Genomic DNA, 15,519 nt, shown 5'->3' on the forward strand with positions numbered 1-15,519 from the left:
CTAGGGTCAGGATGCATTGATTTCTGTTGCGCTGCGTGATTCACGCCTCCGAAAACGGAGCGGTGACATGAGCGATCTCTTCTGGCTGACCGACGCGCAGATGGCGCGCCTGGCTCCCTTCTTTCCCAGGTCGCACGGGAAGCCCCGGGTTGATGACAGACGGGTGCTGAGCGGGATTATTTTCATCAATCGCAATGGCTTGCGTTGGCGCGATGCGCCCGCCGCGTATGGCCCACATAAGACGCTCTACAGCCGGTGGAAGCGTTGGAGCGAAAAGGGCATCTTCGCGCGGATGATGGCCGGGCTGGCGGCGGAACACGGCGAGAAAACGACCGTGATGATCGACGCAACATACCTCAAGGCCCATCGAACGGCGACCAGCATGGCCGCCAAAAAGGGGGGCGTGGTCGCCTGATCGGTCGAACCAAAGGCGGTATGAACACCAAGCTGCACGCCATCTGCGACAGTCAGGGGCGACCGATCGACCTGTTCGTCACCGCTGGACAGGTCAGCGATTATATCGGCGCTCGGGCCCTGCTGAGTGGCCTGCCAAACGTCAAATGGCTACTCGGGGATCGTGGCTATGACGCTGACTGGTTCAGAGAAGCGTTGCAGGACAAGGGGATACGTGCCTGCATCCCAGGCCGGAAGAAACGCAAGACGCCGATCAAATACGATAAGCGGAGATACAAGCGGCGTAACCGCATCGAGATCATGTTCGGCAGGCTCAAGGACTGGAGGCGCGTCGCGACCCGCTATGACCGATGCCCCAAGGTCTTCCTCTCAGCCATCGCCCTCGCGGCTCTCGTCATCTATTGGTTATGAATCCTGACCCTAGCTCACAGCGGCCGCTTTGTCCGCATAGCCGTCACCCAACTGCCCGCGTCAGCGGTCCCGCCCGAAGGGACGAGATGGGCAGGGCAGGGCGACCAGGACCGGCGGGCGAGGGACTGGCTCGGGACGAGACAGGCATCCGCACGGCGCAGCCGGGAGCATCGCCCTGACCAGCTCGGGTGGAGGACGGCTTGCCGGCCGGAACCGGGGACGCGACCCGAAGGGGGACGCCCTGTTTATTCGAGGAACAGGGCTGAAACCTGCATCAGAAGACCAAGGGCCGAGGTCCAGATGAACAAAGCCCCCAGGCCGATTTCGCCCGACTGTTCACCCTTCTTCGAACCATCGTCGCTTGGCACGGTCGCACCTCCGCAGCAGGGACACCCCCCGCCCAGGTAGCTGTCTCGACCGCAAGAAACGCAATCAAATCCCATTTTCTATTACCTTTCCAAATCGTCTCTGGACGGCTTCATGACGCCAGCAAGTATTTCGCGTCCTGCACCAGCTTTGGCACTTCATCCGCAGGTTTGGTGTTCTTCTCCAGGGCCAGTTCAAGAGCCCGACGCGCGATCGCCAGGATTGTCTTGGGCTGCTGCGGCAACCCTTCGCGTTCCAGACATTCGAATGCGGCAAGCACCGCCTGCTCATAGAGATCAACCTGGCCTTCCAACTTGCCGGTGATAAGCCAGTGAAAATCACGACCTGACACATGCGCCGCAGTCCTCAAGACACTCACAGGCGCCTCCCGCGTCGCCTTCTCATAATGCTGATAAGACCTCGATGACACACCAAGCGCCTCCGCAAACCGCGCCTGACTCAGACCGCTATCTTTCCGGCAAGTCTTCAGCCGCTCCCCTATTCCCGAAACTTCATTGTCGATCATCGCCTGCTCATGCTGCGCGTCGGTGACTAACCCTAGATGGCTCATTATACGCATAAATGTGCGAATTATCACCCGAAATCGCCAAATCATATGCATATTTATGCAGTTCAACACCAACAATGGCTTGGTGGGCCATGGACGGCGCGGCCGACAGGCCGCGCTGATCCTTTTCCTTTACTCCGGGATGGCCTTGATCCTGGCGAACAGCCAGGATCTCCGCTTGCCCTAAGCTGGGCTGGCACAGGCGCGCGTTCCGAGGGTATGGCAAGCCAACAAAACAGCAAAGCAGTTGGAAGCATGGAAAACGCGGTTGTTCCCGAACTTGCCGTAACCGACTGGCAGGCCAGCAAGCGGTTCTATTGTGACCGGCTTGGTTTTGAGTGCGTCTATGAGCGGCCAGAAGAAGGGTTTTGCTACCTTCGCCGCCAAGAGCCGGATCTGCTTCCAGAGGTGCGCCAATATCACAAGGTCGAGCTGATGCTGGACCAGATTGGGCTAGGCCGCACCTTTGATAACGGCACTGGACCTTGGCAGCATCCGCTTGGTCGAGGCATGAACCTCCAAATCCGCATCCTGAACTTGTTGCCTTTGCATCTGAAACTGACCGGCGCAAAAATACCGCTGTTTCTCGATCTGGAAGAAAAGTGGTATCGCACCGGGGATGGCGAAACCGGCGTTCTGCAGTTTGTGGTTGCCGATCCCGATGGCTACCTACTCAGGTTTTATGAACCGCTGCCGCCGCGCGAGGCTTAAACCCGCACGGTCGGCAGTTCGCTGATCCTGGTGGTGTAGCGGGGCGAGCGGTGATCGGCGCGCAGGCGCCATTCACCGGCGAAGCCCTCCCGCGCCAGAACCATCGTCTTCTTGCCGAAGCGGTCGTTGATCGCGTCGAGCGCGTCCGTCAGGCGCGCGTCGCGCGGCCGGGCAGGCTGGAAGAGCATGGCCGGCCGGTCGGCCTCGGGCAACAGGTCATCGAGGATCACGCCTGCCTTGGTGTAGCCGCATCCATTGCCGGACGGATCGCCGCGCCAGCCTCGGCGCGCGGCCGACACGGCAGCGTCCACCAGGTCGAAGGTGTGGTTGGACATGGGCCGCAGGCGCACGCTGCGCGAGGCGGAATGCTGCGGGCGGTCCGGCTTGTGCGGGTTGGTGTGAAAAAACACGGTCAGCGTTCCGGCGACAAGGCCATGCTGGCGCAGCTTCTCGGCCGCGCGGGTGGCGTGGGCGGTGACGGCCTGCGCCAGCACATCGAAGGTCGTCATGGGCGTGCCCGAGGATCGGGTCACGGCCATGCCCTTTCTCTGCGGCGGCACGTCCTCGAAGTCGATGCAGGCGATGCCGCGCAGCTCCGCCACCAGGCGTTCAAGAACAACCGTGCCGATCTTGCGAGACAGCGCCATTGGCAGGTCGCGCAGCGCGGCCGCGGTTCTCACGCCCTGGGCGATCAGCTTGGCCTCGGTCGCCGGGCCGACGCCCCATATCTCCCCGATGGGGATGCGGTCCATCACATAGTCCCGGACCTGGGGGTTCATGAGATTGCAGACGCCCCCGAAGATCGGGTTCTTCTTGGCCGCATAGTTCGCCAGCTTGGCGAGGGTCTTGGTGGGCGCGATGCCCACGCAGGTCGGGATGCCCACTTGGGTCCGCACCGCCTGGCGCATCCGGGCCGCGTGCGCCTCCATCCGCTCGCCAAAGCCGGACAGGTCAACGAAGGTCTCGTCGATCGAATACACGTCGAGGCGCGGCGAGTAGCTGTGTAGAACCTGTGTCACGCGCGCAGATAAATCACCGTAAAGCGTATAGTTGGACGAAAGTGCCTTCACGCCATGCCGCTGCATGAAGTCGCGCATCTTGAAGGCTGGCGCCCCCATCTTGATTCCAAGCGCCTTCGCCTCTCAGTTAATTGGAATGTCCAGACGTTTTTACCCCGTAAGGGCCGCCAACTTAGACCTTTGATAGCTCGACAGCACGGTTGTGTGCAGCATCGACAGCCCGCTGGCAGAGATCAGCCAAACCTCCTTCTGCCTCAAAAATCGCTAATCCCGCTTCAGTCGTTCCAGCCTTGCTTGTGACAGCTTCCTTCAAGGCCAACGAGCTACGTTGATCTGATTTCAGTAGTGTCGATGCTCCCAACAAGGTTTGTCGAACCAAGCGGTCTGCCAGTTCTTCATTCAAGCCGAGCGCCATGGCCGCCATGAGCATGTGATGGGCAAAAGCGAAGACGTATCCTGGACCGCTACCAGCCACAGCGGTCACTGCATCAATCTGATCCTCATCCGAAAGCCAAGCGAAGTCTCCAACGCAGTTGAATACGGCCTCAACTTTTGACCTGTCGTCAGATGCGATGGTTTCTTCGGCAAAGGCCACTGTCATTGCCTGACCTACCAGAGCCGGCAAGTTCGGCATGGTTCGGATAATCCGTGAGCTTCCAAGCTTCTGGGTCATTGTGTCCACATCGACCCCTGCCATGATGGAAACCGCAACACCTTTAGAGATTAGATCGACAGCGTTTGTGCTGAGGGACGAGAACTGCTGTGGCTTGATGGCAATCACGCTCATGTCGAACTGCGATCCCTTCAGGCTGCTGACGTCAGGAAGAAAGGTGACGTCCCTTACCGGCAGCAAACTTTGAGCGCGCTCGACGTCGGGATCCACGACCGTGATCTTCATATCCGTCAGCTTGGTAAGAACGCCCGATGCAATGGCCGCACCCATGTTTCCGCCGCCAAGAAAAAGAATGTTCATCATCCGTCCTTTCAAGTCCGTTCTGAATACAAACGCTTGTTGACTTCTTCTGCGTACCGCCTGAGGCAGTACTGCTCGTTGAGTGTTCCGAGTATTTTCTTGTCATCATTCAAGACGACAAGCGTATCGGCCTCATACCTGCCGAACGCGTTCATAGCGTCGCGCACGTTCTGCTCGGGCCGAAGCCAGGCCGAAGGAAAGCGAGCAATGTCTGAGACCTTTGCCTTTGGGTCCAGCTCTTCTGAATGAAGCTCGGTCATCAGGCAGAGACCGACATAGGCATCCGCGTCGTCGATGATGGGAACGGCCTTGGTCGAGCCGAGCGGAAAGCGACGACGGGCTTCTGCAACCGTTGTGGCATGTGACAGGCTGGCCGCCAGTTTCCGCATGAGCCGGCCTGCTGTGAGTTCCCGAACCCAGCCGACATCCGCAGCAGAGCGGATTGACTCGCCACGGAGATGGAAGCGCCAAGTCGAAAAGCTAAAGCCGAAGAACTGCCGGACGATCGCCGTCGACAAAAGTGCAGAAAACAGCACGGATAAGGCCAGTGGCAGGCTTTGGGTCAGTTCAAGCGCCAGGAAGCTCATGGCCATGGGTGCACCGATGACTGCCGTGGCAAAGGCACACATCCCCACCACCGAGAAGATCACCAGCGGTAATTCCAGGCCAAACGTCATCATCCAGATAATGCCGATGATCTTTCCCAGGATTGCGCCCAGCAAAATGGAGGCGAAGAAGAGCCCGCCCCGAAAACCAGTCCCGAGGGACAAGACTGACGCGAGCATCTTGAGAAGGAAGACAGAGGCAAGCGCCCAGAGGGTCAGGTTCTGGCCGAGGATCACGTCCATCGCCCCATGCCCTGAGGACAAGACCATGGGTGTCGTCAGAGCCAGAAGGCCCATTCCCACGCCCCCCATCATGGGCTGCACCCACACCGGAAGGCGACTCCTGTTCAAGAGGCCTTCCAAAGAGGCCACGGCACGCATGACAAGGATACCGAATGCTGCTGCGGCAATGGCCAGAACTGCAACGGCGACGTAGGACTCAAAGGTGATGTTTCCGGCAAAGAAAAGATTGGGACCGTGGGGGTCCGAAAGCACACGAGCGATTGCCGTGGCCGCAATGGCGGCCGCAAGAACGGGCAGAAGAGCGGCGACGGAGTACGCTGCCAGGACCAGCTCGAAGGCATAAAATGCACCGGTGAGCGGTGCATCGAAAGCTGCGGCTATGGCGCCGCCTGCCCCAGCTGCCACAAGCTTTCGCAGGTCCTCCCGACGTAGCCGCAGGCGCTGCCCCAGCCACGAGGCAACAGCCGATGACGCCTGCGTGTAGGCAGCCTCCATGCCCACCGATGCACCGAAGCCACTGGAGATGATTGTCTGCAGTGAGATATAGACGCTTCCTGCAATGGGGATCCTTCCACCACCAACGGCATTTGCCTCGATGGGGTCGGCTACCCGGCGGAACCAGCGTCGGCCAACCAGGTAGGACATGCCGACAAGCACGCCGCCTGCAACCGGACCCGCAACGGCCCTCCAAGGATGAACGTCTGCTGCTCCGCTGACGTCATCAACCGCGAAGATCCACAGGCCCAGCAGGTGAATGATCTCCTGCATGGCAACAACTGACGCGCCGGCGAACATACCGACGAGCGCTGCAAGCATGGTATAAGCGATTTCGCTGCGCCGGATCAGTTTCCGCAGAAGGAGCGGAGAGCGGAGACGGCGCAGCAGGTAACGCGTGCGACGAGAACGCAGGCGCGAAGCCATCCGTTTAGCTTGCAACGTAGGCTTGGTAGATTTCGTTCATCCGTGCCGTTTTAGGACCAGGCTTCCCGCTGCCGATCGCACGGCCATCGATAGATGCGACAGGGGTAATCCCGCCGAGAGTTCCGGTCACGAAAGCCTCGTCGGCCGCGTACACCTCGGCCAGTGTGAAAGGCTTTTCATGAACCGTCATGCCGGCGTCACGCCACAGCTTGATGACCTTCTTGCGGGTGATGCCGTTGAAGCAGGTCAGCCCATCGGAGGTCCACAACTCGTCACCCCGGAAGATGAAGAAGTTTGTCGAGTTGCACGAGGCGACAAAGCCGCGGTTGTCCAGCATCAGGGCTTCATCCGCGCCCATGTTGATGGCCTGCAGCAGCGCCTGGATGAAATTGAGCCGCGAATGAGAGTTCAGCCGGAGGTCGAAGACATCCGGGGTCGAGCACCGGATGGTCGAGGTCATCAGCTTCAGTCCCGTTTCCTTCAGGGCCGGGTTCGGCTGCTTCCATTCCGCAACGATGACAATGGTCGCTCCGCCGACAATGAAGCGAGGATCCTGGTTGGGCGTCGACTTGCGGCCACGCGAGATCATCATCCGGATATGGACACCGTCATGCATGTCGTTGTGACGGAGGCATTTCCAAATCTCCTCGATCAACTCAGCCTTGCTATAGCCAATATCCAGCTGGATCGAGTTCGCGCCTTCGAAGATCCGGTTGATATGCTCGTCGATAGCGAGGAGCTTGCCATTGATCAGGCGGAGGCCTTCCCAAACACCATCGCCAAGCACGAAACCAGCATCGAAGATCGAGACCTTTGCGTCCTCGCGCTTGAAGAACTCGCCGTTGACGTAGATTTCCACGCCGTCGTTCCGGGGGTCCTTCACATAGCTTTGCGATGAAGAACTGCTGAGAGGGGTCATGGTCGTACCTTGTTCTGAAAATTGATTAGAAGGCGAATTCGCCGAAGCGACGCAGGAACTCCTGTGTCCTTGCCTTCTGGGGGTTCTTGAGAACCTGATCGGGTGTCCCAACCTCATGGAAAACACCATCGGCGAGGAAGATCACCTTTGTCGCGAAATGGTAAGCAAAGCCCAACTCATGTGTGACAAGAAGCATGGTCCGGCCCTCGGCCGCGAGTTGGTTGATGACCCGCAGCACTTCCCCGACGAGTTCGGGGTCAAGCGAAGACGTGGGCTCGTCAAACAGCAGGATCTCGGGCTCCATGGACAAGGCTCGCGCGATTGCCACGCGCTGCTGCTGACCGCCGGACAGGCGGCCTGGCCAGGCATCGTGCTTTTCCGCAAGTCCGACTTTGGACAATTCCCGAACAGCAATCTCCCGAGCCTGCTGCTTGGGGAGACCCTTCACGGTGACAAGACCTTCCATCACGTTCTGAAGGACTGTCATGTGGGGGAAGAGATTGAACTGCTGAAACACCATGCCGAGGCGCTCTCTGACTTTGCAGAGCTGCTTTTCTGGATAGGTGACGCGGCCGTTGTTCTCAGTGCCGATACGTTCACCGTCGAGCCAAACCTGACCTTCGCTAAGGGTCTCCATGAAGTTCATGCAGCGCAGGAAAGTTGACTTACCGGAGCCGGAGCCACCGATGATGGCCACCCGTTCGCCGGGCTCGACCTGAAAGTCGATCCCCTTGAGAACGTGATGATCACCAAACCTCTTGTGAAGTCCCTTGACCTCCAGGATGGGCTTGCTTGTCATGTTGGGTCCTTTCCGGCGTCAGTTGGACCGAGCCAGGTGTTTTTCGAGACGCCCTGCGAGGAAGGTGCCAGGATAGATCAAGACGAAGTAGATAAAGGCGACCGCGGTCAGAATTTCGAACGGTCGGTAGTAGGTCGAGGACAGCAGCCTGCCTTGGTACATCAGCTCATGGACCGAGATCACCGAGGCAAGCGAGGACATCTTCGCGACTTCGATCACTCGGTTGGTAAAGGCAGGAAGCATGCGCTTGATCACCTGGGGTAGAATGACCCGCCTCATGGCTTGCCGTTCTGTCATGCCGATCGCCTTCGCACCCTCCATCTGACCACGATGGATGGACTTGATTCCGCCGCGAAAGATCTCCGAGGCATAGGCAGAGGTGTTGAGCGTCAGGCCCAGAAGAGCAGCAGAGAACGGAGTCAACTGAACGCCGATCAGAATGGGGAAGGCATAGAAGAACCAGATCAACTGGATCAGAACTGGCGTGTCACGGAACAGTTCGACGTAGACGAGGCTGCCGCCGGAGAGCCATTTGCTTTTGGAAAGGCGGGCTTGTGCGATGAAAAAGCCACCGATCAGACCCATGACAATCGACGGGATCCAAATCTGTATTGTCACCCACAGGCCGCGCAGCAGGACAATCCAGTTGTCCGTTACGATGCTGAAATCGGGGATGTAGTTCATCGTCCGAACCTCATTGATAGGCCGTCAGCCGGTTTTCAGCGACACGGGCAAGCTGGCTGGCCGTCACCAGAAGCACGAGGTACATGGCGGCGATCGTCGTATACACTTCGAGTGGACGGAACGTTTCAGAGTTCACCATCATCGCCTGGTACAGCAGATCGGCATAGGCGAGCGTGGAGGCGAGAGCCGTCGTTTTCAGAAGCTCGAAGCTGCGCTCGATAAAGGGCGGCACCATGCGCGAGACGGCCTGCGGCACGATGATGCGGCGCATCAAGGCCTGATGGCTCATGCCGAGCGCCTTGCCGCCCTCCCACTGTCCGCGCTCAATCGATACGATGCCGCCCCGGAACACCTCGGCATAGAACGCTCCGGATTGCGTCGAGAGAGCCAGGACAGCCGCCACGTAGGGGCTCAGGCTGACCGCAAGCATGACCGGCAAAGCGTAGAAGAACCAGAAGAAGTGAACGATGGGCGGCGTATTGCGGTAGAACTCGATAAAGGCGGCAGCGGGCCATCTCAGCCACCTCTTGGATGACAAGCGCATCACGGCAAGAACCATGCCGACCAGGACGCCCAGGACAATGGACACGGCCGCGATTTTTATGGTGTTGAGAAGGCCCAGTGCGAGCATGTCAAAACGCTCGAATACCGGGCCAAAGTCCCAGGAATATTCCATTCGGTGACTTTCGCTTCAGTAATCGGGAAGACGGAGACCCGACGCTTGAGACAAGCACTCGGGTCTCGGAGCCGGTCTTACCAGGCTTCCTTCACAAGGCCGGGAATGCCTTCGGAGCTGATGCCCTTGCTGGACAGGTAAGCATCGAACATTTCGTCGGGCACGCCACTTTCATAGAGGGTTCCAAGAGTGGTGTTCACCCAGTTCTTGAAATCACCACTTTCTTCCTTGCGGAGACCCACAGAGGTTTGGACGGGTTCGACGGGGGTCGGCAGCAGCACCTTGCCCATCTTCAGCCGCGAGTACTGGACAATGAGAGCCGGGTGAAACTGCACAACGGTGTCGACCCGGCCTGAGGCGAATGCCGCAATCGCCTCGTCATTGGACGAGAAGCGGTTGATCTGCGCTTGCTTCATCATCTCGGTGATGTTGCGGTCCAGCGAGGTTCCCATGGTCACCCCGATGCGCATGTCCGGCTTGTCAAGCTCTTCCCATGTCGTGAGCGCGCTATCTTCCGAGACCAGAGCCCCCATGGCATAGTAGAACAGCGGGTTCTCCGGAAAATCAATCGCCTGCTTGCGCTCTTCGGTCGGATCGAGCACGAACATCAGATCGAACTGATTGGCTTGCAGGCCGGCCACGGCGTTGGCCCAGGATGTCTCGACCGGAACCATCTTGACGCCCAGTTCCTGTGCCATGCGTTCGCCCATGGAGACGCCGACACCGGTCCATTGTTCGGACATGGGATCCTTGTAAAACCACGGCTCCGCCGAGGTGACGCCGATGCGCAGCGTGCCGTTTTCCTTGACCTGCGCGAGCGTGCCTGTTTCCGCAGACATGGCAGGCATGGCCGCGGTGAGACTGACTGCCACGGCGGCAATGAGGAGGGAGCGTCTTTTCATTTCTTTCTCCTGCTGGGTTGCACCTTTGTCTTTTCCAAAGTGTCGACAAAGGCTTTTGTTTTCTCGAGACCGCGCTGCATATGGGTCTGGATCTCAGCCTTCATGGCCGCAAGATCGTCAGAAAGCGCAAGGCGAATGTATTCTTCGTGGCTGTCACGCTTGGGACCAGCAATGCCGTGAGCGCGATGATGCGCTGCCCAGTACACCTGCAAACGCCCGCGAATGCTTGACCAGCTTGATGCTAAGATGCCGTTGCCACTCCACTCGTAAGCCAGACCGTGCAGATCCAGCTCGGCATCAATTGCGCGCACATCGTCCTGCGCATCAATTGCCTCGAGAAGATTTCTGTGGCGAGCAAGAAGCTCTTCTTTGAACTCGGGGGATCTCCGATCCCAGACTTGTTCGAAAGCAAAAATTTCCAAGCAGATGCGCATGGAATAGATGTCGTTGATGTCTTTGGCAGAGAGATCGACAATCCGGGTACCTGTGTAAGGCACCGAAACCACCAGACCCTGATCGATCAGCTGACGCAAAGCTTCCCGCATCGGCGCACGGCTTGCACCAAAACGCTCTGCTAACGCGATTTCGGTAATCGCTTCACCTGGCTCGAACTCGCCTGTCAAAATGGCTGCACGCATCATCGTGCAGATTTGCGCTGCCATAGTTTCCCGCTTGATGGACGTCACGATCATCAGAAGCTACTCCCACAGCAAGATTGAAGATTGTCTACAACAGTCTCGCGTATTCTCAAAGCGCTTTTGTAGATTGAATACAATCTTTGTATGCTGCTCAATTCAGGTGCAATATTTCCTAAGAAATATTTCTTTTCAGGGCGTTAACTAAGTTCCATCTGGTGTCGCGACATCCGCGAGTTTGTAAATAAGAGCCTCATGGGCTTCGATGCCTTCGTTGACGGCCCTGAGTTCGTCGTCGTTCAGCGGTATTTCTTGCCGCAGATGGAGCAGATTGGACTTTCCCTCCAAGCACTGTGCCCGCGAGGACGCTTTCGGCAGATAGAACGAGCACTTCGCACAGGCCATCCGATGCGGGCACTGGTCAAAGAAATCATAGCTGCAATAGCCGTGGCCAAGATCGTAAAGCTTCCAAGGCTCATCAGGGGGAACGCCGTTCCGAACAGCGTCTTGGTCGATTAGCACCTCCACTGCACGGATGTTGCGGGCGAAGTAACCGGCTTCTTCATAGGACTTCGCGAGCTTGGTGGGGCTGATCTTGGCATAATGCCGTGTTGCTTCCGGCGAGCGATGACCCAGCCAAGCCTGCAACTCGGTCAGGCTCAGCGGTTCTTTTGCGTTATAAAGCTGGGTAGCGATGGTAGACCTCGCCCGGTGGCTGGTGATCGCGCCGCGTGCATCCTCAAGCGGAACCCCGGCTTTGCGGCAGAGCGCCGGAATCAATCGCTTATTGATATAGCTGCTCCCAACGGGTCGGCTACGGAAGAAGAACAATGGCGCAAAGCGCGCGCCTGTCTTTTGATCGATGCGAGTTGGCTGTGGTGGCCGCACGGCCTCCCAAGCCTTCACGAGGTTGCCGACGATCTCATCTACTGGCTTGGTGAATGCCGGACCGGTCTTGTTGACGGGAACGTCGAGCAGGCAGGTTCGAGCACTATCCACCTCAGCCCCGTCATTGTGTTCGTCTGGTGATGTCTGCCAACGAATGCACCCGACTGGCAGACGCAAAATCTCGTTGCGGCGCAGCCCTGTGAACAACCAGACCACGGCCAGAGCCTTGACCAGGGCAATCGGGTAGAAGGTGCAGCTTCCGTCAGCATGAGGACGAAAGGCTTGCGGAAGATCGTCTTCCTCGAGATTGATGCCCGCCCAGATCAGTTTGGCCCAGACATCATCGGCAATGATGCGCGGATCGGGACCGATCAGCGCGCGGATCGAGCGCGGCGTCGCCAAGGCTCGGGCGGGCTGCAGACGAACTGCGGCCCATCCCCATTCATGGCAGTCCGAAAGGAACGTGCGCATGGCCCGGAGCATCGCCTCCTTTGAGGCAGGCGCAAACGGTTCGCCCACCCGATCCTTGTTCGGGCCGACCGGCATCGACCATCCGCCAATCGTGGCCCGATCGACTGCGGCAACAAACGCGGCGGCAACCTCGCGATCCCAGTCTGCAGGTCCACACACATTCGGCCGCTCCCGTGCGAGCCAGCGACCGGCCTGGAGCAAGCGGTTGACTGTGCCTGCTCGGCTCGAAGGCTGAAGCGTCGACGTCGCGAACCAGCGATCACACCACTGGAACCATTCGGCTGACACTCCTTGGGTCGCGTGCCGGTGGTCAAGCCGCTTCAACCGCCAAGTTTGGCCTTCACGCCCAAGTGCTTCGCCAATAAGGCCACGTCGTACAAGGGCGTAGGAAAGGATCACAAGGCCGCGCCGGGTGATCTTTGCCTCTGCCTCATGGAACAAGCGCATCAACGTCTCACGACGCAGATCTTCGATGCGTGGGCTGCGGTGCGCCAGCATCGCGCGGGCAAGTGCCGCTCGCAACCCGGTGACATTTCCCTTCCTGGTGTACCCCCAGCGTTGGAGATCGGCCTCCATCTCGGCGATGACCGGATTGACGATGTCGGCGCCGAACACCTTTTCCGCCAAGGCATGGAAGGCCAAACGCCCAAGCAGGTCGAGGCGGTCGAAGCCGCACAGCAGAAAGGCTACGGCGATCAACTGCTGCCGCGCGTTTGCCGTGACACCATGCTGGTCGACATAGGCGTAGTAGTCGCTGCCAAGCATCTCCATCCACTGGTCGTGGGTGAAGGCCCAGAACGAACAGTTGTGGCGATGCATTGCCCGGATTAAAAGGCAGATCACAGTGGTGCGCACAGTGTTGTTGCGCTTCTCGGTGGTTGTCGCGCCGAGATGGTCCAATGTGTCGTGCAGCGGAAGAAGCAAGCGGGCGAGCGCGGGACGCGCCGTCTTGTGCCATCCACGGCGCCCGGCCGCGAAACGTGCGACCAACCGGCCCATATGCTCTCGTTCCTTAGGAGATAGATCTGACGCCCGATCGTAGCTCGACGGATCGACCGGCCATCTATAAGGAGACGTGGGCGGTATTGTAGCAGCGCCATTCTTCATTGTGTGGCTCCCAGACAAGCGCCGATCTCGATCATGCGCCGGCCATGCGCGCAGGTGGCGCGGGCGAGCTTTGCCGATAGATCGCGTCCGCTGAGATGAATGTAGAGCAGGGTTGTGCTGGTGTTCCGATGGCCGGCAAATTCGGCAATCTCGTGCAACTCCCAGCCAGCGCGGGCCAAGTCGGTCAGGCACAGGTGCCGAAACGTATGCGTTGCAAGGCGGGGAAGGGCTGCACGCCGCGCCAGTGCCTGAACGACCTTCGACCAGGTCCAGACTGTTATTGGTAGGCCCCGATTGCGGCGAGATTGAGAGACAAAAAGCGCCCCGCGGTCTCGCGTCAGTTTCCGCCGTTCGTGGAGATAGCCTTCAAGAAGCATGCCGGTGGGCACGGAGTAGGGGACCACGCGGGCACGACGGCCCTTCGTGGCCTCTGCCCGGATGTGTACCAGCCGACGGGCAGGATCAAGATCGCCAGTGGCAATCGAGCAGAGCTCTTCACGGCGTAAACCGGCATCATAGGCGAGCGCCAGCATGAGGCGATCCCGAGGCGAGCTAGTTCCGGCAATCGTCAGGATGTGACGCCACTCGTCTTCGTCCGGTATCCATGGCAGAAAGCTGTAGCTCGGCAGAAGCGCACGCGAAGCCGGGCCCCGCATTGCGGCACGTGCCGTCGCTGTGTAACGCCCGCGGCCCACAGGGTTATGCGAGCGGATGCGTTCTTCGATGAGGTAATCATAATACAGCCTTACGGCCGTAAGCCGCTGTCGGATTGTCGCGTTGGCGAGCCCAACGGGCGAAGTCGGAATGTCGACCGAAGAACGAGCCTGCTTGGGACGGTCCGTCATTGATCGAACATAAAGCGACACGTGCTCGCGCGTGGCCTCGCAGACCGGAATTTGGTTTGTGCTGCAGAAGCAGACATAGTCCACAAGTGCGTGCCGATAGGCCAAGATCGTGTTTCGGGCACGACCAAGGTTCTCTTGGATCAAAAGCCAGCGCTCGACGTCCTCGTCCATCGCTATGCCTATCGTTTGGATGTGCTATTTTACTCCAAAAACACCGTTATACTCGGAGTCCTGCGGCAGCCGAATTTGGTGACTTGACGGCTGGGTTTGGAACGATTCAGCTACGCCTATGATCCGCCCCGGCTTTCTTTCCTCAGCAGACCGCCTCGAGCTTGAGGCGTGCGTGCGTCGTCAGCGCGAGGACCACGGCATTGCCCGCCGGGCAAATGCGATCCTGCTGCTCGACGACGGGGAAAGCTGTGCCCGGATCGCAAAATTTCTCTATCTGGACGACGATACCATTCGGGGCTGGCATAAAACCTACCTGCAAGATGGTTGGGATGCGCTTGCCTACGACGGCTGGAAAGGCGGCCAGTCCCGTATGACGCAGGCACAGGAGACTGCGCTGTGCGCATGGCTGCAAGTGCGCTTCTGTCGCTCGACGGTCGAGATCAGGGCTCACCTCGCGGCTGAGTGCGGTCTGAACTACTCCCATTCTGGCTGCATCAAACTTCTCGCCCGACTGGGCTTTGAATACCGCAAGCCCAAGCCTCTGCCGCGCGTGGCATCTGCGGAAAAGCAGACAGCTTTCATCGCATTCTACGAACGCCTGATGCGTGAGTTACCAGCAGATGAAGCCGTCTACTTCGCCGATGCGGTGCATCCGGAATACCAGACCAAGCCTGCATTCGGCTGGGTGAAGGTGGGATCAAATCCAGCGGTTCTCAGCACAGCAGGGCGCGGTCGTGTGAACATTCATGGGGCTGTAAACCTCGAAACTTTTGATGCACCCTTTGTCGAGCCCACAACCGTCGACGGGGTCAGTGCCGTGCAGCTTCTCACCAAGATCGAGGAGCGCAACCCTGACAAGCGCATCATTCATGTCATCTGGGACAACGCTGCCTACCACAAAGGACCCGATGTCAGAGCCTTCCTCGCCAAGACAGCTTGCCGTATCCATCTGATCCAGCTGCCACCCTATTGCCCTCATCTCAATCCGATTGAGCGGCTTTGGGCTGTCTTGCATCAATACGTTACCCACAACCGCTACTACCCAAGTCAGAAGCAGTTCGCCGACGCCATCCTTGCATTCATGCGTGAAACCATCCCGCAGGAATGGACAAAATTCCGCGACAAGGTCTCCGACAACTTCCGCGTCATAACCCGCGAGAACTTTCGGGTTTTGCAGTAGAAGCGGTATAA

At 58.8% G+C, this 15,519-nt stretch carries 15 protein-coding genes and 1 pseudogene; 3 read left to right on the top strand and 13 right to left on the bottom strand.

Translation table 11 applies throughout. The features are described from left to right. Positions 1–67 precede the first annotated feature (67 nt). A protein-coding gene (locus ACTJI6_RS21825; protein ID WP_101754952.1) for an IS5-like element ISPso2 family transposase occupies positions 68–825 on the top strand; the annotation gives its coding sequence in 2 pieces (ribosomal slippage) (positions 68–392 and positions 392–825; 759 coding nt in all). Positions 826–1,303: 478 nt separating this feature from the next. Here the strand turns inward: ACTJI6_RS21825 and ACTJI6_RS21830 are convergent. Next, positions 1,304–1,717, bottom strand: coding sequence for a helix-turn-helix domain-containing protein (locus tag ACTJI6_RS21830; protein ID WP_440803668.1), 414 nt, complete (start codon positions 1,715–1,717; stop codon positions 1,304–1,306). Positions 1,718–2,014: 297 nt separating this feature from the next. On the opposite strand from ACTJI6_RS21830, the gene ACTJI6_RS21835 reads away from it, so the two are divergent. Further along, positions 2,015–2,470, top strand: a complete 456-nt coding sequence (locus tag ACTJI6_RS21835) for a bleomycin resistance protein (RefSeq protein ID WP_440803670.1) — start codon at positions 2,015–2,017, stop codon at positions 2,468–2,470. Here the strand turns inward: ACTJI6_RS21835 and ACTJI6_RS21840 are convergent. The 12 genes and pseudogenes from ACTJI6_RS21840 to ACTJI6_RS21895 all read right to left on the bottom strand — a co-directional run bounded on the left by ACTJI6_RS21840 (position 2,467) and on the right by ACTJI6_RS21895 (position 14,328). Continuing rightward, a complete protein-coding gene (locus ACTJI6_RS21840; protein ID WP_440803698.1) occupies positions 2,467–3,249 on the bottom strand; it encodes a DUF4113 domain-containing protein in 783 nt (260 codons plus the stop codon). The genes ACTJI6_RS21835 and ACTJI6_RS21840 overlap by 4 nt on opposite strands. 57 nt (positions 3,250–3,306) lie before the next feature. Next, positions 3,307–3,600 (bottom strand): annotated as a pseudogene (locus ACTJI6_RS21845) (Y-family DNA polymerase); the annotation flags it as partial. Between the two features lie 61 nt (positions 3,601–3,661). Continuing rightward, positions 3,662–4,462, bottom strand: coding sequence for a pyrroline-5-carboxylate reductase (proC, locus tag ACTJI6_RS21850; protein WP_440803672.1), 801 nt, complete (start codon positions 4,460–4,462; stop codon positions 3,662–3,664). Positions 4,463–4,473: 11 nt separating this feature from the next. After that, entirely contained in the window at positions 4,474–6,231 is a 1,758-nt protein-coding gene (locus tag ACTJI6_RS21855) for a chloride channel protein (RefSeq protein ID WP_440803675.1), read from the bottom strand. A 4-nt stretch (positions 6,232–6,235) separates the two neighbouring features. Further along, on the bottom strand, positions 6,236–7,150 hold the full coding sequence (locus ACTJI6_RS21860) for an aminotransferase class IV (protein ID WP_440803677.1): 915 nt from the start codon (positions 7,148–7,150) through the stop codon (positions 6,236–6,238). A 25-nt stretch (positions 7,151–7,175) separates the two neighbouring features. After that, entirely contained in the window at positions 7,176–7,949 is a 774-nt protein-coding gene (locus ACTJI6_RS21865; RefSeq protein WP_440803680.1) for an amino acid ABC transporter ATP-binding protein, read from the bottom strand. 18 nt (positions 7,950–7,967) lie between these two features. Continuing rightward, on the bottom strand, positions 7,968–8,633 hold the full coding sequence (locus tag ACTJI6_RS21870; RefSeq protein ID WP_440803682.1) for an amino acid ABC transporter permease: 666 nt from the start codon (positions 8,631–8,633) through the stop codon (positions 7,968–7,970). A 10-nt stretch (positions 8,634–8,643) separates the two neighbouring features. Beyond that, positions 8,644–9,309, bottom strand: coding sequence for an amino acid ABC transporter permease (locus tag ACTJI6_RS21875; RefSeq protein WP_440803684.1), 666 nt, complete (start codon positions 9,307–9,309; stop codon positions 8,644–8,646). Positions 9,310–9,386: 77 nt separating this feature from the next. Further along, entirely contained in the window at positions 9,387–10,211 is an 825-nt protein-coding gene (locus tag ACTJI6_RS21880; protein WP_440803686.1) for a transporter substrate-binding domain-containing protein, read from the bottom strand. Continuing rightward, positions 10,208–10,903, bottom strand: a complete 696-nt coding sequence (locus ACTJI6_RS21885; RefSeq protein WP_440803689.1) for a GntR family transcriptional regulator — start codon at positions 10,901–10,903, stop codon at positions 10,208–10,210. The genes ACTJI6_RS21880 and ACTJI6_RS21885 overlap by 4 nt, the downstream gene beginning before the upstream one ends. A 147-nt stretch (positions 10,904–11,050) precedes the next feature. Further along, complete coding sequence (locus ACTJI6_RS21890; protein ID WP_440803691.1) at positions 11,051–13,204, bottom strand: tyrosine-type recombinase/integrase; 2,154 nt, start codon at positions 13,202–13,204, stop codon at positions 11,051–11,053. A 104-nt stretch (positions 13,205–13,308) separates the two neighbouring features. Continuing rightward, on the bottom strand, positions 13,309–14,328 hold the full coding sequence (locus tag ACTJI6_RS21895) for a tyrosine-type recombinase/integrase (RefSeq protein WP_440803693.1): 1,020 nt from the start codon (positions 14,326–14,328) through the stop codon (positions 13,309–13,311). 118 nt (positions 14,329–14,446) lie between these two features. Here ACTJI6_RS21895 and ACTJI6_RS21900 point away from each other — a divergent pair, with 118 nt between their 5' ends. Next, the gene (locus ACTJI6_RS21900; RefSeq protein ID WP_440803696.1) at positions 14,447–15,508 is read left to right on the top strand and encodes an IS630 family transposase; all 1,062 of its coding nucleotides are present in this window, start codon (positions 14,447–14,449) and stop codon (positions 15,506–15,508) included. Positions 15,509–15,519 lie beyond the last annotated feature (11 nt).

Origin of the sequence: Paracoccus sp. 22332 (assembly GCF_052045125.1) — a bacterium.
In the GTDB taxonomy this organism is placed as follows: Bacteria; Pseudomonadota; Alphaproteobacteria; order Rhodobacterales; family Rhodobacteraceae; genus Paracoccus; species Paracoccus haematequi_A.

Bases quoted from the DNA above. Each gene is read 5' to 3' on its own strand.
- ACTJI6_RS21880 (WP_440803686.1), bottom strand. From the start codon at position 10,211: ATGAAAAGACGCTCCCTCCTCATTGCCGCCGTGGCAGTCAGTCTCACC.
- ACTJI6_RS21830 (WP_440803668.1), bottom strand. From the start codon at position 1,717: ATGATCGACAATGAAGTTTCGGGAATAGGGGAGCGGCTGAAGACTTGC.
- ACTJI6_RS21865 (WP_440803680.1), bottom strand. From the start codon at position 7,949: ATGACAAGCAAGCCCATCCTGGAGGTCAAGGGACTTCACAAGAGGTTT.
- ACTJI6_RS21855 (WP_440803675.1), bottom strand. From the start codon at position 6,231: ATGGCTTCGCGCCTGCGTTCTCGTCGCACGCGTTACCTGCTGCGCCGT.
- ACTJI6_RS21885 (WP_440803689.1), bottom strand. From the start codon at position 10,903: ATGATCGTGACGTCCATCAAGCGGGAAACTATGGCAGCGCAAATCTGC.
- ACTJI6_RS21890 (WP_440803691.1), bottom strand. From the start codon at position 13,204: ATGGGCCGGTTGGTCGCACGTTTCGCGGCCGGGCGCCGTGGATGGCAC.
- ACTJI6_RS21900 (WP_440803696.1), top strand. From the start codon at position 14,447: ATGATCCGCCCCGGCTTTCTTTCCTCAGCAGACCGCCTCGAGCTTGAG.
- proC (WP_440803672.1), bottom strand. From the start codon at position 4,462: ATGAACATTCTTTTTCTTGGCGGCGGAAACATGGGTGCGGCCATTGCA.
- ACTJI6_RS21860 (WP_440803677.1), bottom strand. From the start codon at position 7,150: ATGACCCCTCTCAGCAGTTCTTCATCGCAAAGCTATGTGAAGGACCCC.
- ACTJI6_RS21870 (WP_440803682.1), bottom strand. From the start codon at position 8,633: ATGAACTACATCCCCGATTTCAGCATCGTAACGGACAACTGGATTGTC.
- ACTJI6_RS21895 (WP_440803693.1), bottom strand. From the start codon at position 14,328: ATGGACGAGGACGTCGAGCGCTGGCTTTTGATCCAAGAGAACCTTGGT.
- ACTJI6_RS21875 (WP_440803684.1), bottom strand. From the start codon at position 9,309: ATGGAATATTCCTGGGACTTTGGCCCGGTATTCGAGCGTTTTGACATG.
- ACTJI6_RS21840 (WP_440803698.1), bottom strand. From the start codon at position 3,249: ATGAACCCCCAGGTCCGGGACTATGTGATGGACCGCATCCCCATCGGG.
- ACTJI6_RS21835 (WP_440803670.1), top strand. From the start codon at position 2,015: ATGGAAAACGCGGTTGTTCCCGAACTTGCCGTAACCGACTGGCAGGCC.